The 22,820-nt window shown below is 43.1% G+C and carries 17 protein-coding genes; 12 read left to right on the top strand and 5 right to left on the bottom strand.

The window, feature by feature from the left end:
* Positions 1 to 196: 196 nt before the first annotated feature.
* Positions 197 to 1,177: a PLP-dependent cysteine synthase family protein gene (locus QEP06_RS00005; RefSeq protein ID WP_285268532.1), complete on the bottom strand. Its 981-nt coding sequence runs from the start codon at positions 1,175 to 1,177 to the stop codon at positions 197 to 199.
* A gap of 172 nt (positions 1,178 to 1,349) precedes the next feature.
* On the bottom strand, positions 1,350 to 2,579 hold the full coding sequence (locus QEP06_RS00010) for an ABC transporter permease (protein WP_285268533.1): 1,230 nt from the start codon (positions 2,577 to 2,579) through the stop codon (positions 1,350 to 1,352).
* A gap of 3 nt (positions 2,580 to 2,582) precedes the next feature.
* On the opposite strand from QEP06_RS00010, the gene QEP06_RS00015 reads away from it, so the two are divergent.
* Positions 2,583 to 3,779 carry an exo-beta-N-acetylmuramidase NamZ family protein gene (locus tag QEP06_RS00015; RefSeq protein WP_285268534.1) on the top strand — a complete coding sequence of 399 codons (1,197 nt, stop codon included), beginning with the start codon at positions 2,583 to 2,585 and terminating at the stop codon, positions 3,777 to 3,779.
* Positions 3,780 to 3,808: 29 nt separating this feature from the next.
* On the opposite strand, the gene QEP06_RS00020 is transcribed toward QEP06_RS00015, so the two are convergent.
* Positions 3,809 to 7,042, bottom strand: a complete 3,234-nt coding sequence (locus tag QEP06_RS00020; RefSeq protein ID WP_285268535.1) for a hypothetical protein — start codon at positions 7,040 to 7,042, stop codon at positions 3,809 to 3,811.
* A 150-nt stretch (positions 7,043 to 7,192) separates the two neighbouring features.
* On the opposite strand from QEP06_RS00020, the gene QEP06_RS00025 reads away from it, so the two are divergent.
* The 7 genes from QEP06_RS00025 to QEP06_RS00055 all read left to right on the top strand — a co-directional run bounded on the left by QEP06_RS00025 (position 7,193) and on the right by QEP06_RS00055 (position 15,689).
* On the top strand, positions 7,193 to 8,035 hold the full coding sequence (locus tag QEP06_RS00025; RefSeq protein ID WP_285268536.1) for a T9SS type A sorting domain-containing protein: 843 nt from the start codon (positions 7,193 to 7,195) through the stop codon (positions 8,033 to 8,035).
* Positions 8,036 to 8,121: 86 nt separating this feature from the next.
* Entirely contained in the window at positions 8,122 to 8,901 is a 780-nt protein-coding gene (locus QEP06_RS00030) for a T9SS type A sorting domain-containing protein (protein WP_251833701.1), read from the top strand.
* A gap of 117 nt (positions 8,902 to 9,018) precedes the next feature.
* Positions 9,019 to 11,832: a DNA polymerase I gene (gene polA, locus QEP06_RS00035; RefSeq protein ID WP_285268537.1), complete on the top strand. Its 2,814-nt coding sequence runs from the start codon at positions 9,019 to 9,021 to the stop codon at positions 11,830 to 11,832.
* A gap of 21 nt (positions 11,833 to 11,853) precedes the next feature.
* The gene (locus QEP06_RS00040; protein ID WP_285268538.1) at positions 11,854 to 12,123 is read left to right on the top strand and encodes a YciI family protein; all 270 of its coding nucleotides are present in this window, start codon (positions 11,854 to 11,856) and stop codon (positions 12,121 to 12,123) included.
* 3 nt (positions 12,124 to 12,126) lie between these two features.
* Entirely contained in the window at positions 12,127 to 13,005 is an 879-nt protein-coding gene (locus QEP06_RS00045) for a glycosyltransferase family 2 protein (protein ID WP_285268539.1), read from the top strand.
* A gap of 2 nt (positions 13,006 to 13,007) precedes the next feature.
* On the top strand, positions 13,008 to 14,630 hold the full coding sequence (locus QEP06_RS00050; protein WP_285268540.1) for an amidohydrolase: 1,623 nt from the start codon (positions 13,008 to 13,010) through the stop codon (positions 14,628 to 14,630).
* Between the two features lie 3 nt (positions 14,631 to 14,633).
* Positions 14,634 to 15,689, top strand: coding sequence for a hypothetical protein (locus QEP06_RS00055; protein WP_285268541.1), 1,056 nt, complete (start codon positions 14,634 to 14,636; stop codon positions 15,687 to 15,689).
* Here the strand turns inward: QEP06_RS00055 and QEP06_RS00060 are convergent.
* A complete protein-coding gene (locus tag QEP06_RS00060) occupies positions 15,686 to 17,164 on the bottom strand; it encodes a lipopolysaccharide biosynthesis protein (RefSeq protein ID WP_285268542.1) in 1,479 nt (492 codons plus the stop codon). The two genes, QEP06_RS00055 and QEP06_RS00060, sit on opposite strands and share 4 nt — an antisense overlap.
* A 176-nt stretch (positions 17,165 to 17,340) precedes the next feature.
* Here QEP06_RS00060 and QEP06_RS00065 point away from each other — a divergent pair, with 176 nt between their 5' ends.
* Both QEP06_RS00065 and QEP06_RS00070 read left to right on the top strand, forming a co-directional pair.
* Positions 17,341 to 18,966, top strand: coding sequence for an alpha-amylase family glycosyl hydrolase (locus QEP06_RS00065; RefSeq protein WP_285268543.1), 1,626 nt, complete (start codon positions 17,341 to 17,343; stop codon positions 18,964 to 18,966).
* An 8-nt stretch (positions 18,967 to 18,974) separates the two neighbouring features.
* A complete protein-coding gene (locus QEP06_RS00070) occupies positions 18,975 to 19,499 on the top strand; it encodes a TlpA family protein disulfide reductase (RefSeq protein ID WP_285268544.1) in 525 nt (174 codons plus the stop codon).
* Here QEP06_RS00070 and QEP06_RS00075 read toward each other — a convergent pair.
* Positions 19,496 to 20,161, bottom strand: a complete 666-nt coding sequence (locus QEP06_RS00075; protein WP_285268545.1) for a DUF2461 domain-containing protein — start codon at positions 20,159 to 20,161, stop codon at positions 19,496 to 19,498. The genes QEP06_RS00070 and QEP06_RS00075 overlap by 4 nt on opposite strands.
* Before the next feature lie 139 nt (positions 20,162 to 20,300).
* Between QEP06_RS00075 and QEP06_RS00080 the strand changes: the two genes are divergently transcribed.
* Positions 20,301 to 22,007 carry a DEAD/DEAH box helicase gene (locus QEP06_RS00080; RefSeq protein ID WP_285268546.1) on the top strand — a complete coding sequence of 569 codons (1,707 nt, stop codon included), beginning with the start codon at positions 20,301 to 20,303 and terminating at the stop codon, positions 22,005 to 22,007.
* A 165-nt stretch (positions 22,008 to 22,172) separates the two neighbouring features.
* Positions 22,173 to 22,811 (top strand): DUF47 domain-containing protein, encoded by a 639-nt coding sequence (locus QEP06_RS00085; protein ID WP_251833690.1) that lies wholly within the window; start codon positions 22,173 to 22,175, stop codon positions 22,809 to 22,811.
* Positions 22,812 to 22,820 lie beyond the last annotated feature (9 nt).

A 22,820-nucleotide genomic window follows, 5' to 3' on the forward strand; every position in this document is an offset into this window, starting at 1 on the left:
CCCCCGCCCCCCGCCCCCCCCCGCCCCCCCCCGCCCGCGCCCCCCCCCCCCCCCCCCCCCCCCCCCCCCCCCCCCCCCCCCCCCCCCCCCCCGCGACCGGTAAAAGATTGGGAGCCGAAGACCGGCCCGAAAACAAAGAGAGAGTAAAATGAAATTTTACTCTCTCTTTGTTGCAGGGACACGCCCAAAAATTCTTTTATAGCCAACCCATTTGCTGCATCCACTCGTCATTATAGATTTTACCTACATAACGCGAGCCGTGGTCGTGCAGCAAAACAACTACCACGTCGTCTTTCGTGAACTGGTCTTTCATCTGAACCAACGCTGCGATGGCGCTACCAGCCGAATATCCGCAGAAAATGCCCTCTTCTTTAGCCAGTTTTCTTGCGTAGATAGCACCGTCTTTGTCGGTCACCTTTTCGAAGTGATCAATCACCATCATGTCGTAGTTTTCAGGGATGATATCTTCGCCAATGCCCTCTGTCACGTAAGTGTATGCGTGATCGTAATGCAGCTCGCCGGTCTCGTGAAACTCTTTAAGAATTGATCCGTAAGTATCTACACCGATGATTTTTATGTTCGGATTTTTCTCTTTGAAAAACGTTCCGCAGCCCGTTACCGTGCCACCCGTTCCGGCCCCGGCCACAAAATGCGTCAGTTTTCCGTCTGTTTGCTCCCAAAGCTCAGGCGCTGTCTGTTCATAATGCGCCTGACGGTTCGAGAGATTATCGTACTGATTCACGTACCAGCCGTTTTCGGTTTCCGCCGCCAAACGCTTTGAAACCGAGTAATAAGAACGCGGATCGGTAGGTTTTACGTCGGTAGGGCAGACAATAACTTCTGCGCCAACAGCGCGTAAAATATCACATTTTTCTTTAGATTGCTTTGAGTTGGTCACGAAGATACATTTGTAACCTTTCACGATCGCGGCCAACGCCAGTCCCATACCGGTATTGCCGGAAGTCCCTTCAATAATGGTTCCGCCGGGTTTCAGACGTCCGTCTTTTTCGGCATCTTCCACCATTTTCACGGCCATGCGGTCTTTCACCGAGTTTCCGGGGTTGAAAGTCTCAACTTTCGCCAAAACCAGCGCCGGAAAATCATCGCCCAGTACTTTGTTAAGTTTCACAAGCGGCGTATTTCCGATGGTTTCGAGTATATTTTGCGAATATTTCATATGATTTTTTTATTTATTTTCAGGAGCCACAAAAGTACGCATTCTCAGATATTTGGTACGCGCTTTACGCTGCAATCTTTTTTGCCGGCTTCGCATGCCTCAGCCGTCAAAAAAGGATTTCCGCTGCAATCGCGGCTAGAGGCGAGGGTAGCGCGCTTTCCGATGGTACTGTTTAGGTGTATTTAAGCGATTTCACAGGCGAAATCTTGCTGATGAGATAACTCGGTAGTATTAACGCAATCCCGGATACAACAAGGATTCCCAATGAGATTGCCAAGATATGCACGGCATTCAGTTCCACGGGAACCACGCTTATATAGTAGTTCTCAGGATTCAGTGTGATGATGCCGAAATATTTCTGGATAACCAGGAAACCGAGTCCGATAACATTCCCGAGAATTAAGCCGGGTACCATGATCAGCAATGTATAATTGATAAATATGGTGCGGATTTGCCCGTTTGTTGCGCCTAAAGTCTTAAGTAACCCGATAGATTTCGTTCGCTCGATAATTAGAATCAGCAGAACCATTACAATGTTGATAATTACTACGATAAGCATAATGCTGATAATCAGTGCGATATTAGTGTCGAAAATCGCGATGAAATCCATGATTTGCGGATATTCATCGGTCGCTTTTACGGTATAATTCCTGTAACCAACGAGCCTGTCGATTTTGGGTGCGTCTTCGTCAATGTAATTGATGTTTTTAAGGAAAACGTCGATGCCGCCTACTTCATTTCTTTTCATTCCCTGGATTCGGCGCGCATGATTGATATCGCCGATGATGAAGAGATCGTCAATCATCTTGATATCGGTTTTGTAGATTCCTACCACTTCAAACTTCCGGTAGAGCGGGCTTTGGTTACCTTTTGAAAATACGGCCACGATGCTGTCTTTCACGTTCAGATGCATGTCCTGCGCAATTTTCTGCGAGATGGTAATGCCGCTGTTGAAACCGTCTTCTGAGATTTTGGGCGTTTGACCGGCAACTAGGAATTTTTTGAACCGTTCAGCGTCGAAGTCCTTGCCAACACCTTTAAAAATAATTCCGGCGAAATTATGCTCATTCCGCATGATACCGCTTACAGCAACGTAATTTTGGGTGCCCGCGACATCCGGAATTTCATTTATTTCCTTAAGTTTTAAACCTTCTTTCTCCAGAACAGAGGAATTATAGGAATTGTTCGATTGCTTGGACTTTATCGAAATATGACCGGAAAAGTCCGCCATCCTTTCCTTGATCGCCCGTTTAGAACCGACTCCGGTAGAGACTGTGACCAGTGAAACGATTACGCCAAGTGCCACGGAAAGCCGACCAATAAAGACAATAACCCGTGAGAGATTATTTTTGTTATCTTTGGAAAAAGCTATTTTTTTTGAAAAATATAAAGGAAACTTCAAGCGATGATTTTAAGGTTCAAAATTAAAGATTTACTTCTGACTGTGCTAATTTATTTTGGACTTGCCCAAACTGGATTTGCTCAAAATACCGATAGACACTGCTTTAAGACCGGGGCAGACCGGCCGGAGCTCTATCTTCCTCAACTTCGGAACAAAAACATTGCCGTTGTAACGAACCAAACCGGCCGTCTGGCAGACGGAACTTTCCTCATCGATTTTCTGGTGAAAAACAATGTTAAGATAAAGTCGATTTTCGCGCCTGAACATGGTTTCCGCGGTGATGCCGACGCCGGCGAACACGTAAAGAACGGCACCGACAGCAAAACCGGAATTCCGGTAATTTCATTGTACGGCAGCAATAAAAAACCTACACCGGCGCAACTCAAAGATGTTGATCTTGTATTATTTGATATTCAGGATGTTGGCGTAAGATTCTACACTTATATTTCTACACTTACTTATTTGATGGAAGCTGCCGCCGAAAACGGCGTAGAAGTAATGGTGCTAGACCGCCCAAACCCGCACGATGGGTACATTGACGGTCCCATTTTAAAAGATAAATGGAAAAGTTTTGTCGGGATGCACCCTGTGCCTGTTGTTTATGGACTTACAATCGGTGAGTATGGACTCATGGTGAACGGCGAAAAGTGGCTTCAGAACGGTGTTGAGGCCAAATATACTTTAATTCCGATGTTAGGCTATCACAAGACGCAGCGCTACCAAATTTCGGATAAACCATCGCCAAACCTACCGAATGATCTCTCAATCAATCTGTATCCAAGTCTTTGTTTTTTCGAAGGCACGCAGGTTTCGGTCGGCCGCGGCACAGATTTGCCGTTTCAGGTTTACGGCAGTCCGTGGACCAAAAACTTGCCTTACCGCTTTACTCCAAAGCCGAATTTTGGCGCGAAAGATCCGTTTCTGAACGGCAAATTATGTTTCGGCGAAGATTTGTCTAATGAAAAGCGCGACCTGAGAGAATTAAATTTATGCTGGCTTTTGAAAGCGTATAAAAATTACAAAAATCCTGCACAGGATTTCTTCCTTAAAAATCTGTTTTTTGACAAACTCGCCGGTAGCGACGAATTGCGGAAACAGGTAATCGCAGGAAAGACGGAAGAAGAGATCAGAGATTCGTGGAAAAAAGATCTTGAAGATTACCAGAAAATCCGCAGCAAATATATCATTTATACAGACTGAGCGGTACTATAGTTCGCTTCCGAATCCTTCTAAAAACTCGCCTTTACCTGCATGGATCCGATATGGATCGTGCGTTCATTGCTGCTCCGACCCTCGTAATTTACGTTGAGCTGAATGAAAGAATTGATGCTTTGCTGCAGGAACACGGACCAAACCTGATTTTTTCCCGGTTTCAGACCATCGAGCATTTGGTTTCCGACAATCGAAAAACTGTTGCCCGTGAAATCATTATTAATAAATGAGAAGTTGCCGCGAACCGAGGTCTTCTTATGGTCCCACTGCAAACTTCCGGTGATATCGTAGGTTTTCAGAAGTTCTTCACCGTCCGTTCTTTGCTTTTGGCGGAGCGCAGACGAAAGTTCTGCCTGCAGCGTCGTTGTGAGTTTGTATGTGGCTTTCGGCTTGGTCTCAAAATTATTTAAAATGTAGTCGCGCGTTTTGAACATTTGCGACGAATTTTCAATGTAATGAAGCCCGTTTTCCCAGTCGAGACGGAAATCTTTATTAAACCAATATCCCACATTTAAAAGGTGTGAATTCTGGCCACGCTCTTCATTGCTGAAATTGGCGTTGATCAGATTTTGGTTGTCTATAAAACGGTAGTTTCCATTCCAGCCAGATTTGTCCGTGGGATTAAACTGTAGCGAAAGTAAAACATTCTGGCTTTTTAAAATCTGGTCGGCGTTTCGTTCAAATGGATTTAGAACCAAAACTTTCTCGCGTTTAAAAAAGGAGTTTTGAGAGTTGAGCGAGAGATTGACATTCCAGCGTTTCAAAAACTGATTATTTGAATTAAGGACTACGGAAGGATTCACGAAAAGTGCAAGTTGCAACTTGTTTTTGTTAGACGGGAGATAATTTACTGTATTAGTATAAATGCGGATATATTGCGCTAAATCGGCATATTCGGCCGTTTCAAATTCGTCGATTTGCTGCACGCCGTCACCGTTATAATCTGTCCATTTGTAGATTCCCTGACCATCGGTCACTTTGATGTACTGAAATTCGCGTTGTGCTTCCTGGCCGTTTCCAAGCTCGTAGAAAGTCTGCAAACGCATTCCGTTCCGGAAAAGCTGCTGGTTGTAAAGGATGTTGCCCACCACAAAATCATCATTGAATGTTGCTGCCAGGTCGCGGTTCTGAAAGAAGAATTTTCGGTAATGAACCAAAGCGTTAAGCGTGGTTTTTTCAGTTTTGATGATTTGGCTTTCCGCCATAAAACCTAAAATCTGGTTGATGTTCTGCAGCCTATTGTCGCGAACCGAATCATTGTCCCTAAAATACAACCTTGCAAGCAACCGCGTGCGCGTAGAATCACTTATTTTTTTCTGTACAAAAACTTCTTTCCAGCTAAAACTCGTAACATCGAGTTGGTTTGTTTCGTTGAATTTTTTCACATTGTGCTCCATGCTTGCGCCAACAGCCCAGCTACCGTTCGGACGTAAAATTTCCGAGATTATCCCGCCGCGCACAAAACGTGTGTCTTGAAAATCCTGTTGCGTGTCGAGGTACGAAAAGTTGCCTTTTGTGGTAAATTTCTCCCGGATCCAGCCAAAATCAAGGTCATTTTTTATACCGGTATAAAAATCTTGCTCATCAAGATAATTAAGACGGTAATTAAGGTAAGAGCGCTCTTTCCACTGGTTTAAAAAACTGAAAATAAAACGGTTCTGCGTCCGCTGATTAAATTCCTGTGTCAGGTTGAAATCCCGCGCAAATTCTACATCATTTATTCGGTCCAGGACATGGAAGCGTGAACTGATTCGCTGATACTCGAAATGAGGAGTTCCTTTCCAGTCCTTATACATATAGGTTTGATGCCCGAAAATTCTCGCTGCAAAACCCGTGTTTTCATCACTGTCTTTCGAAGAAAAGAGATTGGGATCGAAATTGCTAAGTGACACGTCCGCACCAATCTTTCCGCCGCGCAGCAGATATTCGGTATTTGCCGAAAAAACCTGCGTTTTCTGTGGTGCAGGTAATTTCCGGACGGCGCGGTAATCGCCCATGTTTTCGCCTACAAACTCAAAGACACGGCCATTGTTTGTGGTTTGCTTCAGGCGGTAATCGCCAAGGTTTTGCCCGAAGTAAGTAAATGCTACGGTGTAAAGTGTGTCCGCGCTGTCCGTCGAAAATTCATAGAAAAATCCGCCGGCAAATTCCGTTCGTTTGTAAAGAATCTTGTTTACATCAAATTCTGAGATGGTTCCGGATGGCGCGTACATCAATCCGGGATTATTGCCTGCATTCACGAGTATTTGTTGGTCTTCTTTGCTTATATTTAAGGCTAAAGGCGCGTTCTTATTGTCACTTTCAGTGAACCAGCTGAAACCGGTTTTTAGCCTTTCGCGCTCGTGGCGTAGATTTCCTGTAACTAAAAAGCGGGTGTAGTTGCGGTTGGTATAATTATACGAAACCGTAATAAAATTCTGACGTAAAATCGCGCGGAAGCTCGTAAAAGTAAGTTCGCCGGTGTTATAATTAATGATATAATCCTGGTTTTCGCCGCGCTTCATCAAAATTCCGTCGATGTAAACCTGTTCAGAACCTGAAATGATGGTGATAAACTGCTCGCCGTTTTTGCCTGTGAGACGGTATGGACCCTGATTTCCTTCGATTCCCTGAAACCTTATCCTGTGAAACTCGCTGCGCGCCACGCCACCGGAAACATCGATTGTGGTGAGATTCTCTTTTCCGAAAGCGGTTTGGAACTGAAGTCCCATGCTGCGTCTCTGGAACCGTCCGAAGTAGGTCTGCTCATCTGCAAGGTCTAGATGTCCGGCCCGCAGGATGGATTTATCGCGGATGTTGAGTTGCATGTAGATTTTATCGAATTCTTCCAGCGTCTGCGTATAACCATCCGCCTGAATTGGGAGGTTGTGGTCAGAAATCGAAGCCAAAATGGAGACATCGGGCGATAGTTTGCCGGAAATCTGAAGATCCATCGAACTCTGTACGCTTTGTCCCTGATTATTTCCGAATGTAATACCCCGAACGATGGAACCTTTGCTTTGAAGATCGCCTAAGACACCTGAACGCGACGGTTTTACAAGAATTCCCTCATCAACAATGACCTGGTTTTGCAGTCTGATGAAATCCAGGGTGTCGCGGGTGAAAAAATCGGTTTCGATCCTCGCGCTAAGTATTGAATCTTTCTTGGCTGAATCCGATGGGACATTTGGATTTTTCCAACTGAAAACCTGCGCATCTGTCCACAGGACTGCGAAAATTAAAGAAAGGGAAAAAAACGATTTTTTAAGCAATGCGATAAGCTACAGGCTGTAAAAATAACGAAAAAGTAGATTTAAAATTATGGGATATGTTAACGGTTAATTAACCTTAAAATTATGATATTACTAAAAAAGGCCGTATTTTTGCAGTATAAATTATTAATTATTTAAAATTTTAAAACAATGAAAAAATTCTATTCATTATTGGCAGCAATTGCAGTATCTGCTACTGTTTCTGCACAAGCTTTCACAGCAACTTATTCGTTCGACGGAACTCCGCCTGCAACAGCAGCGGCGACAACGGGCTCTAACTTCACTGCCTCTGCATTTTCGCAATCCGGCTACGCATCTACTACTACAGGTAACAGATATGCATGGAGCGACGCCCCTACAGCGAATACGCCAAGTGCTACCAAATATCTTCAGGTTACTGTAACACCTGCAGCAGGTTATTATTTAGACGTTTCTTCTATCACTTTCCGTGCACAGAGATCGGGGACAGGCCCAAGATATTATGCAGTAAGATCAAGCGTTGATGGTTATACAGCTAACCTTCCGGCGAGCATCGTGCCAGCAAACCAGGAATTGGAAGTCGTACCAACAAACCAGTTTCATTTTGTAAACGATATCAGTGTAGGTCAGGATGGTTCTACTGTTCAGCCAGCAGTTGTAGATCAGCCGGGAGCAGTAACTTTCCGTTTCTACTTCTATGGTGCTGAGGCATCTGGTGGTACTTTCAGTGTTGATGATGTAGTAATTACCGGTAATGTAGATACAACAGTTTTGGCTGTAGGTGATGCTTCTGCAACTAAAGCTTCTTTAGTAAAAAACACTGTGGTAGCCAATAACATCATTTTCAATACAAAAGCTGATGTACAGATCGTAAACATGAACGGACAGGTTGTAAAAAGCGCTTCTGTAAATGAAAATACATCAATTGATGTTGCTTCATTACCAAAAGGTACTTATGTTGTGACTGGCGTTGTAAACGGTAAGTCAGCTTCACAGAAAATTATCAAAAAGTAATTTAAAATTACTGTTAAACTTTAATACTTCCTCGGTTGAGGAAGTATTTTTTTGTAATTTTGGGCTAGAAATAAATTTTTAATACAATGAAAAAAATCTTTACTATTTTAGGATTAGCGGCATTCACTGCGGTTGCTACTGCACAAGTGAATTTGGTGCCAAACCCTGGTTTTGAAAACTGGGCTGACGGTAAACCTACAGACTGGTTTATCCCGACAGGAGTGACTATGGTGCAATCTACTACTGCTCATTCAGGACAATTTTCTGCAGGTCTTCCTTCACCGGCAACTGGAAATAGAACAATGAGCCCTACCGCTGATATTCCGGTAACACAGGGTCAGACTTATGTATTCTCTGGTTGGTATTTGGATAACACGCCTAATGCGCGTTTCAGATACTGGGGACAGTTCAGAACTGCAACAGCAGATACAGGTTCAAACAATTTGCAGGGTGCAGATTATTCTACAGATTCTCCAGCTTGGGTTTTCTTCACAGCAGAAGCACAGCCAAACCCAACATCAACTCTTTTAAGAGCTGGTTTGAGAGTTTATCCTGAGAACAACCAGGGTGACGGTGTAATTCTTTTCGATGACGTGATGGTTTATGACAAAGCTACAATGGCCGTTACAGACGTGAAAGCATTCGATAAAGAAGTGAAAATGAACACCGTGGTAGGTAACGAATTGAGAATTATCCTTCCTGGCAGAGCTACTGTGAACATCTACTCCGCAGAAGGACGATTGGTAAGCTCTAACCGTGTAAACAGCGGCGAGGGTATCAACACCTCTTCAATGGCGAAAGGTAACTATGTAGTGACTGTAGATAACGGTTCTGCAAAAGTGAGCAGAAAAGTTATTAAGAACTAAGAATACTTTTTTCAATACATTGCATGCCGCTTTTTTAAATGAAAGCGGCATTTTTAATTAAATTTTGCGCCTACCGTATCCGCAGTACCGCTTCAAAAAAATATTATCTTTGCTGACATGCAAGACAACCAAGACAAAAGGCTTTTCCTGATCGATGCATATGCGATGATCTTCCGTGGCTATTACGCCTTGATCCGTACGCCAAGGATGACCAGCGACGGTCGTGATACCTCTGCAATCTTCGGCTTTACCAACTCTTTGATAGAACTTATCCGGCGGGAAAAACCATCGCACCTCGCGGTTGTTTTTGATGTAGGTCAGGCCAGTGTGCGTACCGTAGATTTTGCCGAGTATAAAGCCAACCGGAATGAAACGCCGGAAGCTATCCAGCTGGCAATCCCATACATTCACCGCATCCTTCAGGCGATGCATGTCCCGATCCTGGGTGTTGAAGGTTATGAAGCCGACGATATAATCGGAACCATTGCCTGCAAAGCGGAAAAAGAAGGGTACACCACATTCATGGTAACGCCCGATAAAGATTTTGCTCAGCTTGTTACCGATAAAATTAAAATTTACAAACCGGGTCTCAAAGGTGCCGAATTCACCATCCTCGGCGTTGAAGAAGTTAAGGAAAAATACGAAATAGAAGATCCTAAACAGGTAATAGATTTTCTCGCAATGATGGGTGATTCCGTGGATAATATTCCCGGTTTAGACGGCGTCGGCGAGAAAACCGCTAAAAAATTCCTTAAAGAATACGGAAGTCTTGAAAACCTTTTGGCAAACACGCATGAGATCAAAGGTAAACTGCGTGAAAAAGTAGAGGCGAGCGCCGAGCGCGGAATCCTTTCAAAAAAACTGGCCACAATCATCTGCGACGCTCCGCTGGAGTTCCACCAGGAACAGTACGACCTCGAAACGCCCGATTGGGAAAAGGTAAAGGAGGTTTTTGATGAAGTGGAATTCCGCAGACTATATGAAAATCTCTACCGGGCTTTTGCCACGCCTACAGAAAATGTTCAGAATGTTCAAAAACCTTCTTCAACACCCGCCGGAAGTTCCTTGCAGCTAGATCTTTTTGCCAATTTTGAAGAACTCGATCATGCAACGCGCACAAAATCTACCTTTGAGGACAACGACGTCCTTTATCAGTACATTGATCTTCCAAAAGCCCAGAAGACACTAGCCTGGAACTTAATGTCGCAACCCGCAGTCGCTTTTGATACGGAAACCACTTCACTTGATGAAATGGAGGCCGAACTTGTGGGCATCAGTTTCTCGTACCGCAAAGGTCTGGCATATTACATTCCGCTTTCCGCAGATCTGGAAGAGGCTAAAGCGACTATTGAAATCTTCAGGCCATTTTTCGAAAAGCAGAATGTCATTAAGATCGCTCATAACTTAAAATTCGATTACAAAGTCCTGAAGCGCTACGGCGTGGACATGCAAGGCGCAATGTTCGACACCATGATCGCACATTACCTGCTGAATCCTGATGGGCGGCACGTAATGGATTATCTTTCAGAGGTTTATTTGAATTACAAACCTGTTGCCATTGAAACTTTAATAGGAAAGAAAGGTAAAAACCAGATTACGTTGCGCGATCTTCCCGTAGAAGAGCAAACAAATTACGCCGCTGAAGATGCCGATATCACTTTCCAGTTATACACTGTTTTTGCGCCTCAACTTCAGAAAGAGAACCTCGAAGATTTGTTTTATAAGGTTGAGATGCCGCTGATGCAGGTTTTGGCCAAAATGGAGCTCGAAGGTGTAGCGTTGGATAAAGAATGGCTCGAACAGGAAAGCACGGATCTTGAAACAGACCTGCGTGATCTTGAAAGGAAGATTTTCGAGATGGCAGATGTAGAATTTAATGTGAATTCACCACGACAGCTAGGTGAGATCCTCTTTGAAAAACTGCAGCTGGATCCGAAAGCCAAAAAGACTAAAACCGGTCAGTATGCCACGTCCGAGGATATTTTGCAGAAACTTTCGGCAAAGCACGATATCATCAAATACATTCTTGAATACAGAACTTACCAGAAACTGAAATCTACTTATGTTGATGCGCTTCCGCTACAAATTGACAAAAACGATAACCGCGTTCACACGAGTTTCTCGCAAACTACGGCAGCAACAGGCCGCTTGGCTTCGGTGAATCCGAATTTACAGAACATCCCGATCCGAACAGTGCGTGGACAGCAGATTCGCGGCGCGTTTGTCGCGGCGCCAGGGCACAAAATTATTTCTGCAGATTATTCACAGATCGAACTTCGCCTGATTGCGGAGATTTCGAATGAAGAAAATATGATCGAAGCCTTCCAGAATGGTGAAGATATCCACGCGTCCACCGCCGCCAGGCTGTTTGATATTCCATTGGAGGAAGTCTCAAAAGTCCAGCGCGGACAAGCTAAGACGGTGAATTTCGGAATTCTTTACGGCCAGGGCGCGTTTGGTTTGGCAGAACAGACCGGCCTTTCGAGGGCAGAAGCCAAGCAGATGATTGAGGCATATTTTGATACTTATCCAAGGCTTAAAAAATACATGGCCGAGCAGGTGGAAAAAGCCCGTGAAATAGGTTATGTGGAGACTATTTTGAAACGTAAACGCCATCTGAAAGACATCAATTCCGGAAATTTTGTCGTGAAAGCACATGCAGAGCGGAATGCCGTGAATGCTCCAATACAGGGAAGTGCTGCGGATGTGATCAAGCTCGCGATGATCAACATCGATAAAAAACTGACGGAATTAAATTTAAAGACAAAAATGCTGCTCCAGGTGCATGACGAACTTCTTTTTGAAGCGCCGGATGACGAAATCGATGTAGCCACGTCACTTATAAAGTCTGAAATGGAATCTGCGATTGAGACCAAAGTTCCGATGTTAGTAGAAGTGGGTGTTGGAGAAAACTGGCTCGAGGCTCATTAAATCTAAACCTAAACTCAGATTATGAAAACTGTAATTTTCTACGAAAACCGTGCAGATGCGACTATGGAACAGTTCATGGAGGTTTATCCGCGTCATCAGGAAAACGAGGAGAAATTTGTGAAAGCCGGAAAAGTTATCGGCATCGGTCCGTTTTCGGTGCCGGGTGAAGGCGCGATGGGCATTTTTGTGGACCGCGAGTCGGCAGAAGATTTTGTGAAGAACGATCCGTTCGTGCAGGAAGGTCTTGTCGCTAAAGTGACGATGCGCGAATGGCACGATGAACTGCTATAGCCAATGAAATTTCTGATCATTATCCCCACGCACAACGAGGAAAAAAATATCATTTTCTGTCTTAAGTCTTTGAAAGACCAGGCTTTTAAGGATTTTGAGGTGATCGTCGTCAACGATGGCTCTACGGATAATACACAAAATTTAGTTGAGGATTTTATACTGAATGATTCGCGATTTAAAATTTTGAATCTGAAAACGTCAGCACACGAACCTGGTGCAAAGGTGGTCCGGACTTTTAATAAAGGCTTACAGACAGCACATTTGAACAACTTCGACATCATCTGTAAATTTGATGCGGACATTATTTTTCCAAATAATTACCTCGAAGAATTGAATGCAGTTTACGTCGCCGATCCGAAAGTGGGAATGGTGTCCGGAATCGTAAAAATCAGTAAAAAAGTATTCGAAAAGTCGCTGGCTTTCGACTTTAACGACGAAAAAAAGCAGTGGATTTTCGAAGATATCTCCTCTAAAACGCACGTACGCGGACCCATAAAGTCTTATCGGAAAGAATGTTTTAATGAGATGGATGGCCTCAGAACTGTTCTTGGCTGGGATAACATTGATGTTATGCTCGCAAAAAAAGCGGGTTTCCGGACCGTCACGCTCAAGGATTTGTGGGTGAAACATCTTCGGCCCACCGCCTTTAAATATAAAAATCAGAAGGCTGAAAAACTTGGCGAATATTTTTACAATATTGGTTTGAATTTACCTTTAGCCATAGTTTCATCGGCAAAATCTTCACTGAAAAACCAGTCGGTTTCCGAGTTTTTTATAACGATAAATTCTTTCCTGAAACAAAATGAACCCAGACAGCTTGCAGCAGAGGAAGTAAAATTTATCCGGAATCTGCGCTGGAAACAAATGTTTAGAAAAAAGTAATTATGAAATATTTATTTGGAATTTTGGCCCTCATGATTTCAGTTTTCGCAGCGGCACAGAAATCGGTGGATCTGATTATACACAACGCAAAAATCTACACTGTAAACCAAAAATTTGACGTTGCTGAAGCGATGGCTGTGTCGGATGGTAAAATAGTTTCCGTCGGGACAAATAAATCTGTACTTAAAGATTTTAAAGCTAAAGACATTCAGGACTTCCAGGGGAAATCTGTGTTTCCGGGCTTTATTGATGCACATTGCCATTTCACCGGATACGCCACAGACAAATGGAAGTGTGAACTTTGGGGCACAAAATCCTGGGATGAAATCATTTCTAAAATGACCGAATATGCCAAAACAGCCCCGACGGAATGGCTTTATGGCCGCAGTTGGGACCAAAATGACTGGCCGGTAAAGGAGTTTCCAAATAAAAGCAGACTCGACCAATTGTTCCCGGACCGACCGGTTTATCTGAAAAGAGTGGACGGGCACGCGGCTGTAGCCAATCAAAAAGCCTTGGATATTGCGGGAATTACCACGGCTACGACGGTTGCCGGCGGCGAAATTGAAAAAATCAATGGAAAACTCACTGGCATCCTGATTGATAATGCGATGCTGCTTGTGGAGAAATACATTCCGGAGATCAGTGACGAGATGGCGATCGGATATTTTGCTGATTTGCAGAAGGTTTGTTTCTCGTACGGGCTTACCTCGCTGCACGACTGCGGCATTACGCCACACACATTTTCACTGCTAGAAAAGGCGCAGGACCAAAAGATTCTCGATATGAAAATTTTCGCGCTGCTGGAAGATAATCCTGCCACGTATGACGAGTGGATCAGGAAAGGTCGTTTCACGAACGGCAATATAACATTCGGCGGCTACAAAGTATTTTCTGACGGCGCACTGGGGTCTCGTGGCGCATGTTTGCTGCACGACTACGCTGACAAGAAAGATTGGAAAGGTTTTATGCTCCGCGACCCGGAACAATTCGGTAATTTAGCTAAAAGACTGAAAAACAGCGACCTGCAAATGTGTACGCACGCAATAGGTGACTCCGCGAACCGAACCATCCTGAAAATCTATGGCGAAACGCTCGGAATAAAAAGCGATAGAAGATGGCGGATCGAGCATGCACAGATCGTACAGGAACCGGATTTTGAACTGTTTGGAAAATATGGAATCATTCCGTCTGTTCAGCCTACCCACGCTACTTCTGACATGTATTGGGCGGAGCAGCGCATCGGTAAGGAGCGTCTGAAACATTCTTACGCGTACCAGAAATTGCTTCAGCAAAACGGTTGGCTGCCTCTCGGAACTGATTTTCCGGTGGAAGAAATTAATCCTATCAAAACATTCTATGCGGCTGTTGCCCGCAAAGATGCCAAACATTTTCCACCAAACGGTTTTCAGAAGGAGAATGCATTGACGCGCGAACAGGCCCTGCGCGGAATGACAATTTGGGCCGCAAAGGCTGGTTTCCAGGAAAATGAAGTTGGAAGTTTGGAAGTGGGTAAGGCGGCTGATTTCGTGGTGCTGAACCAGGATTTGATGAGAGCTGAAGAAGATGACATTCTGCAGACTACGGTTTTGGAAACCTTCTCGAACGGTAAAAAAGTGCATTAAAAATTGGAAAGAATCGCTTACATCGAGCTCGATACGCACGCGGAAATTGCGGGCAACTTTATGGAGTTGATGAAAGATTCCGAACAGTTTTCGGTTGATTATTATTTCAGTCCGAAAATCTTTAAGCAAATTGGGACCAATTCTCAGCGAGTTTTTGAGATTCGACCTGAGGCCCTTTTGGCAGTATTAAAGGAAGAAAAATACGCTCTTGTAATTATTGGCACTGTCCATCGATATTTCGATTTGTTTTTTAAGGTCACAGCACATTTCAATACGTCCGTAATAATTCATAACCTTAATTTCACAAAGATCTCAAGTCTTCAGCTGCTGGAAAATGTCTTTAAAAAAGACTTTACATACCGATTAAAACTTTTGCTCAAAGAAGATTTATTGTCTGCGCCGAAAGTATTTGAGAAGGCCGCAAATCTTTTGGTTTTGGATGAATCTTTACTCAAGACAAATCCTCGATCTAAATTGAATTCTTTGCCGGTTTTCTTTTTGAATGAATACGAAAGTGAAAGAAAATCAAATATTACGGTCGTGATTCCGGGAGCAGTTTCTCAGGAACGCCGGAACTACCGTCGTCTTTTGGAGCGCATTAAAACCTTCAGCGGAGAAAGGCATTTTCAGTTTGTTTTTTTAGGGAAAGCCGCCGGAAAGGAACTTCAATGGCTAAAGGATTTTGAAAAGGACAAACTTCAGAATATTTCCTTAAAGTATTTCACGGAAAAAGTTCCGCAGAAGCTGTTCGATGAATGGATGCAAAGAGCTGAGATTTTATGGTGTCCGTTGCAGCCTGAAACCGAATTTTTTAGCCAAAAAGAATATTACGGGATAACCAAGTTGAGCGGAAATTTGGGTGACGCCATCAAATATGGAAAAATCGCTGTTTTTCCCTCCGACTATCCAAATTCAAATCGATTTATCATCCCCGAACATGAAAATGTGGAAGACCAGCTTTATACTTTAACAAAAGTCACCGCGTACGATTTTAAGGAAAAATATGCAAAAGAAAAGGTGTTGAAAACTTTGGAAGAAACGCTCCGGAAATTTCTTTAAAACCTGAATAAACTTTTCAGAAAGTTGCGGTTAATATATTCTTCGATCGGGAATATTTTCAGGAAATAATTGCCTACAAAAAACATCACGAGTACGATTCCGGGTTTGTAGAATAAATTCAGCAGACTTTTCTCGAAATCAGGTAACAATACTGCGACAGTAATGCCTAAAGTTCCGATAATGAGCGCGTAAATCATTTCAATCGTCAAAGGAAAGACACGGAATTTTATGTAATTGAATGCGATTTTCGCAATATTGAACAGTGTGAGTGAGATGGCAGTGGCAATGGCAATTCCGAAAAGTTCTAGATTGGTATTTTTGAGGAAATAAATGTTTAATAAAACGGTAGTCAGCGCCAAAAACAGCATCACGACAATATTAAAACGGTAGTATTTGGAAAGCGAGATGATATGGCCATTGAAGCCGGTCGCCAAATCAAATAGCATCGCAAATCCCAAAACCCAAATCACAGGTTCAGACTGGCGCAGCAGTTCCCCGTTTTTGATGAAATGCGTCAGGTACGGAAATCCGACAAGTACGCAGGAAAGCAGGACGAAACCCAGAAAGAACAGAACCAAGGACGATTTCTTGTGCAGCCTATCAAGTTCTTCAAATTCATTATTTGCAATATGTCTGTTAATAATCGGGGCCGAAATACTGTACAAGCCCATGGCCGGCACGGTGATGAGTGAAATGATGGAGTAGAGCGTGTTGTAAACCCCGTTGGGTTCAAAACCGAGGAATTCACCGATCATCACGCTGTCTATACGCACCGCAATGAAATTTCCGATGTTGCCCAGAAATCCGTAGAAACTGTAATTCAGCACATCTTTCCAAAGGCCGTCTTTTTTAATGTAATCTGTTGAAAAATCGGGTTTCAGCTTCTCTAGACGGTTTGCATAATAGATGTAGCCGAAAAGTCCCACCACAAACATCCCGATAAAAAAGAGATATGCGGCCTTTTCGGGTAAACCGATGAAGAAGAACAGGCAAAAAGCGCCGAGATTGGCAATTTTGGGCAGTAAATTTTCAAATATATTCGGAATTACAATCCGCTTGAAATTTGAAAGGTATTTATTGAAAACCGTGCTGAATGCAAGAACCAGAATCAAAGGAAGAATAAGTCTTTTCATCTGCCACATCTCGGTATTCCGAAGATCGGGGAAAAGGAAATTTACAGCGAAGTAACCTAAAACAAAGAGGCTGAAATTAAATATGATACCCAGCAACGAAAGCGAAAGAAAATTTTGGTGTTTGCCGTCGTCGTGCGTTTTCGTGAAAAATTTCACGTTCGAAAATGAAAGGCCGAAAACTACGATGGGCAGAAGCATTTCAGCAGTAGGCAAAACGTAGCGGAGTTTACCGTAAAACTCCATGTCGTGCGGAAACACGAAAATTGCCGAAAAAGTTCCGAGTAGGAATCCGAGATAACCGATAACCGAATATTTGAATCCCTGTCGCGCGACCACACTCATCCGCTTAAATTTTTTAGGTTTGGCAATAGCTGAGTTCCGCGAATCGAAACTGTTCTTCTTGTTAAGCGGACAAAGATAATAAAATATGTTAAAGTAATGTTAAAATGATGTTCGTGAACGGTTCATTTTTCTTTAAAGATTGCATTTAGGCTACCTTTAGCAATCAATTTTTTACTATGAAAAAAATATTGCTTGTCGCAACTGCAGCTCTTTTTACATCATGTGCATCGGTTAAGAATTCCGAAAAACAACCGTTTACCTGGGAAGGCGCGAATGTATATTTTCTGCTGACCGACCGTTTCGCAAACGGAGATAAATCAAACGATGTGAATTTTGGCCGAACCGGAAAACCAGCTGTTCTTCGCGGTTTCGAAGGTGGCGATCTGCGTGGTATCATTCAGAAAATTGATGAAAATTACTTTACGGATTTAGGCATAAATGCAATTTGGATGACGCCCGTTGTGGAGCAGATCCATGGCGCGACAGATGAAGGAACGGGCAAAACATATGGTTTCCACGGCTATTGGACGAAAGACTGGACGGCGCTTGATCCCAATTTCGGTACAGAAGCTGACTTGAAAGAACTGGTAGAAAAAGCGCATGCAAAAGGTATCAGAATAGTTTTAGATGCGGTGATCAATCATACCGGACCCGTGACGCCACTCGATAACGTTTACCCGAACTCCTGGGTAAGAACTTCGCCGCAATGCCAATACAACAGTTATGAAAGCACCACTGCGTGTACATTAGTTGCGAACCTGCCGGATATTTTAACAGAGTCTGACGCGTCGGCAGAATTGCCACAAATGCTGGTTGATAAATGGAAAGCCGAAGGACGGTACGAAGCTGAAATGAGTTCGCTGAATGACTTTTTCGTGCGAACAGGCTTCCCGAAAGCGCCCAAATATTACATCATGAAATGGCTTGCCGATTATGTGGAAGAATTTGGAATCGATGGATACCGCGTTGATACAGTGAAACATACGAATGAGGATGTGTGGAAAGAATTTCAGCAGGTTTGTCAGCAGGCGTTCGATATTTACAAGACCAAAAATCCTGCGAATGTTCTTGATAAAAATCTGTTTTTCACCGTAGGTGAGGTTTACGGTTATGGAATTTCGCAAAAACAAAATTATGATTTTGGCGACAAAAAGGTCAATTATTACCAGAATGGTTTTAAGTCTCTGATCAATTTTGATTTTAAAGGTGACGCGAATAAACCATACGAAGAACTTTTCTCCTCTTACTCGAAAATGCTGAATGCAGACCTGAACGGCAAAACGGTGATGAATTATCTTACGTCACATGATGACGGTTCGCCTTTCGATAAAGACAGAAAAAGAACATTTGAAGCAGGCACAAAACTGCTTCTTGCACCAGGTATTTCGCAGGTTTACTATGGCGACGAAACCGCGAGAGATCTTACGATTGAGGGAGCGACCGGTGATGCCACGCTTCGCAGCAATATGAACTGGAGCGACATACGCTACAAACCTGCGACGGCAAAGTTGCTGTCGCACTATCAAAAATTAGGAAAATTCCGTGCAAATCATCCTGCGGTCGGCGCCGGAGTACATCAGATGATTTCGGACAAACCTTATTGGTTCTCGCGGGAATTTCAGAATGACAAAGTGGTGATCGGCCTTGAACTTCCGAACGGACTTAAAACAGTGAATGTTACCGGAATCTTTGAAAATGGTGCAAAACTTCGCGATGCTTATTCAGGAAAGACAGTGAAAGTGCAGAACGGCGCGGTAATGTTCGAGACCGAATTTTCAACGGTACTTTTAGAAAAAATTTAAATATTTAAATGAAGAAAATCCTCCAGATATTCGTTTTGCTGATGGCGACATGTGTTTTCGCACAGAAAATTCCCAAAACAAGCAAAACCGAGTTTTCAAAAGAATCATTAGCTCAGAAAATTACCTCCCAGAACGGAAAGAAGATTACTGTGGCAGATGTAATTAAAAAGCATGAAGGCAAGATCCTGATCATCGATTTCTGGGCGAGCTGGTGCCAGGACTGTATTCTCGCCTTGCCGGAAACGAAAAAACTTAAAGAAAACAACCCCGAGATTGAATTCGTTTATTTTTCACTCGACCGCTCGCATGCGCAATGGGAAAAAGGTCTGGCGAAATACGGAATCGAGGCGGAGGAAAATTATTGGTTTGATGAAGGCTGGAAGAACAGTTTTAATAATTTCATTGAACTCAACTGGGTTCCGAGGTTTATCGTGGTGGACCAAAACGGTAAGATTGCCAATTATTATGCGGTCAGCCCCGCAGATTCGGAAATGCGCGAAACGATTGAAAAACTCAAATCAAAAACCAATTAAATAAAAGGAGCATTCAGATAATCGTTCAGCGGTTTGATGCTTTTAAAAACCTTGGTAAAATCCGGGGCGGCAGTCTCAGACATTAGTGCTTCGTCTGAAATGGGATGAATCACATTGAAGCTTTTCAGTTTTAAAAATTCTGCCATCGGGTGGTCTTTATCATAACCGGCAGGCACGCGTTTCAGTTTATCTTCCACACTTAGTCCACGAAAATTGTTCCGGAATTCATTCTGGTTCAAAATTGCCAAAAATTCTTCCTGATTTTCTGCTATTTCTGCGCGGATTTTTTTCAATACTGCACTTTCAGGATGGTAAACACCGCCGGCCAGAAAAGATTTCTGCGGTTCTATATGCAGATAATATCCTGAAATCCGGTTGCCTTTTCCCATGCCAAGACTCGCGCCAAAATTGGTTTTGTAAGGTGTTTTGTCTAATGAAAACCTGGTGTCACGGTAAATCCGGAACATCGTTTTTTTGGCATCCAGTTTTTGGATCTCGGCATCAAACTTACCGGTTTCTTCGATTAGCAACTCTACAAATTCAGCCACGTTAGCCTGCGCCGCGAGATACCGATCTTTATTTTCGGAAAACCATTCGCGGTTGTTGTTTTTATTTAAATCTTTTAGAAACTGTAGGGTGGAATTGCTGACTGAAACTGACATCGAAATTGTATTTAGATGCAAATTTAATGTTTAAAGCTCACTTTACATTCAAAATAGTGCTTTAACAAAAGTTTAATGAATCGAGCTATTTTTTATCAATTCAAAAAAGCCTATCTTTGCAGAATATTTAAAATACTTAATGAATTTATTTACGGAAACCAATTTAAGTCCTGAAATCTTGAAGGCAATTGGCGAACTGGGCTTCGAAAGTCCCACAGAAATCCAAAAACAGACCATTCCATTTATCTCTACAGATATTCGCGATCTTATCGCACTTGCGCAGACTGGGACGGGCAAAACAGCAGCTTTTTCGCTTCCGATTTTGGATATGATTGACGAGGGTAGTCGCAAAATCCAATTTTTGGTGCTTTGTCCGACAAGAGAACTGTGTCTTCAGATTACAAAAGACATTAAAAATTATTCAAAATATATGCAAAACATCAAAACCACAGCGGTTTATGGTGGCAGCAGTATTATGGATCAGATCCGCTCTCTTCGTGATAAACCACAGATCATTGTGGGAACTCCGGGACGTGTGATTGACATGATTAACCGCAAGGCACTTGACTTCTCTGAAGTTCAGTGGGTTGTGCTTGATGAGGCCGATGAGATGCTTTCAATGGGTTTCAAAGACGATTTGGAAACCATCTTAAGCGAGACGCCAGATACAAAACAGACTTATCTGTTCTCGGCAACGATGAACAAGGAAGTAGAAAGAATTTCGAAGAACTATCTTACCACGCCGCACCGTATCTCGGTAGGTTCTATCAATGAGGTGAAGAAAAACATCAAGCACGAATATTATGTGGTAGGATACCGACATAAGAAGGAAGCTTTGAAACGTTTGATCGACGCAAATCCTAATCAGTATTCAATTCTTTTCTGCCGTACACGTATGGAGACGCAGGAAGTTGCGGACTTTTTGATGCAGAACGGTTATGCTGCCGATGCCCTTCACGGGGATCTTTCACAGGCACAGCGTGACACAGTGATGAAAAAATTCAGACTGAAAAACATCGATATCCTTGTAGCGACTGATGTTGCTGCACGTGGACTTGATGTAAATTCACTTACCCACGTTATCCATTATTCTTTGCCGGATGATCCTGAAGTTTTCGTTCACCGAAGTGGACGAACCGGTAGAGCAGGGAAAGACGGAATTTCAATGGCCTTGATTAAGCCTGAAGAGCAGCGCAAGCTTAAGCAGATCAAATCTTCCACGAAAATTGACATTCAGGAGAAAAAAATCCCGACCGGTGAGGCGATCATCAAATCGCAGGTGGCCGGAGTTTTCGAAGCTTTATTCACGGTTCATGAAGAGTTCTTCACGTTTGATGACGCTTTGATCCCGGATTTGTCTGAATTTTCTAAAGAAGAGTTGGTACACAAGCTTCTTCAGCTCCAACTTCGCGACGTGGCAATGTTCTACAAAGACAAAAATGACCTAGCGGACCAGAAATTCAACGCTGACGATCGCGGAGGAGACAGCCGAAGAGACCGTGACCGTGGTCGTGACCGAGGAAGAGACCGTGACCGTGGTGACCGCAGGGAATTCAGCCGTGACGGTGGTAGAGACAGAGACCGCAAGCCGCGCAGAAACAGTGGCGACATGGTGAGATTCTTCTTTAATTTGGGTAAAAAAGACCAGCTGAAAAAGATGGATATGCTTGAAATCATCAATAAGTCGACGGCAAAATCCAAGAAGCGTCCGGACATCGGCGATATCGAGATCCTGGAGAAATTTTCATTCTTTGAAGTAGAAAAATCGTTTAAAGATGAGGTTTTGAGAGGTATGCAGTCTCAGAAATTCAAAGGAAAAGAGATGCGCGCAGAGATAGCGGGCTAATCTTAGACTATACATTTTAAAAATCAGTTTTGTTCATTCAAAGCTGATTTTTTTTGTTATTCTGCAAATAGCGTTTTTGCTAATATGAATAAAAGTTAATATAAAAAGCGCTTTGTTTGAGACCTTTTTCGGAAATTTGCACCATAGAATTTAAAACGAAAAATTATGGGAATCGGTAACATTTTTAAAGCCTTCCAACCTAAAGACAAAGTGTTTTTTGTACTGTTTGAACGCGTTGCAGACACCTTAGTAGACATGTCTAAAGAGTTTCACGAAGGTCTGCTCGACTTTGACATCAATGATGACACCATGTTGACAAACATGAGTGACTACGAACACAAAATGGATGATATCACCCATGAAATTTTCGTTCAGCTTGGCGAAAACTTCATCACACCGTTTGACCGTGAAGACATCAGTCATTTGGCGAGTGGTTTAGATGATATTGCAGATTACATTTATGCATCTGCGAAGTACATTTATCTTTACAAGGCACCGCTTGATCCCGCTTACACAGAGTTCAGTCTTCTCATTTACAAATCCTGTATGGAGATCAAAACCGCAATGGAAAACCTGAAAGATTTCAAAAACGGCAAAGCGGTAAAAGAGTCTTCCATTAAAATTAATTCGTATGAAAACATCGCGGATGACGTACTTAGCCAGGCTATCGTAAGACTTTTTGAAACGAATGACGCCATCAATATCATCAAGGTGAAATCTGTGCTCGAATATCTGGAAATCGTGACAGACAAAGCCGAAGATGTGGCCAACACGATGGACAGTATTGTAATAAAATACGCTTAATCTGTTTCG

The organism is Kaistella rhinocerotis (assembly GCF_030243905.1).
GTDB classification, from domain to species: Bacteria; Bacteroidota; Bacteroidia; order Flavobacteriales; family Weeksellaceae; genus Kaistella; species Kaistella rhinocerotis.

What these genes read in the sequence shown, in the direction of transcription:
- QEP06_RS00025 (WP_285268536.1), top strand. Translation starts at nt 7,193, where the DNA reads ATGAAAAAATTCTATTCATTATTGGCAGCAATTGCAGTATCTGCTACT.
- QEP06_RS00085 (WP_251833690.1), top strand. Translation starts at nt 22,173, where the DNA reads ATGGGAATCGGTAACATTTTTAAAGCCTTCCAACCTAAAGACAAAGTG.
- QEP06_RS00075 (WP_285268545.1), bottom strand. Translation starts at nt 20,161, where the DNA reads ATGTCAGTTTCAGTCAGCAATTCCACCCTACAGTTTCTAAAAGATTTA.
- QEP06_RS00040 (WP_285268538.1), top strand. Translation starts at nt 11,854, where the DNA reads ATGAAAACTGTAATTTTCTACGAAAACCGTGCAGATGCGACTATGGAA.
- QEP06_RS00045 (WP_285268539.1), top strand. Translation starts at nt 12,127, where the DNA reads ATGAAATTTCTGATCATTATCCCCACGCACAACGAGGAAAAAAATATC.
- QEP06_RS00005 (WP_285268532.1), bottom strand. Translation starts at nt 1,177, where the DNA reads ATGAAATATTCGCAAAATATACTCGAAACCATCGGAAATACGCCGCTT.
- QEP06_RS00050 (WP_285268540.1), top strand. Translation starts at nt 13,008, where the DNA reads ATGAAATATTTATTTGGAATTTTGGCCCTCATGATTTCAGTTTTCGCA.
- QEP06_RS00060 (WP_285268542.1), bottom strand. Translation starts at nt 17,164, where the DNA reads ATGAGTGTGGTCGCGCGACAGGGATTCAAATATTCGGTTATCGGTTAT.
- QEP06_RS00065 (WP_285268543.1), top strand. Translation starts at nt 17,341, where the DNA reads ATGAAAAAAATATTGCTTGTCGCAACTGCAGCTCTTTTTACATCATGT.
- QEP06_RS00080 (WP_285268546.1), top strand. Translation starts at nt 20,301, where the DNA reads ATGAATTTATTTACGGAAACCAATTTAAGTCCTGAAATCTTGAAGGCA.
- polA (WP_285268537.1), top strand. Translation starts at nt 9,019, where the DNA reads ATGCAAGACAACCAAGACAAAAGGCTTTTCCTGATCGATGCATATGCG.
- QEP06_RS00030 (WP_251833701.1), top strand. Translation starts at nt 8,122, where the DNA reads ATGAAAAAAATCTTTACTATTTTAGGATTAGCGGCATTCACTGCGGTT.
- QEP06_RS00070 (WP_285268544.1), top strand. Translation starts at nt 18,975, where the DNA reads ATGAAGAAAATCCTCCAGATATTCGTTTTGCTGATGGCGACATGTGTT.
- QEP06_RS00015 (WP_285268534.1), top strand. Translation starts at nt 2,583, where the DNA reads ATGATTTTAAGGTTCAAAATTAAAGATTTACTTCTGACTGTGCTAATT.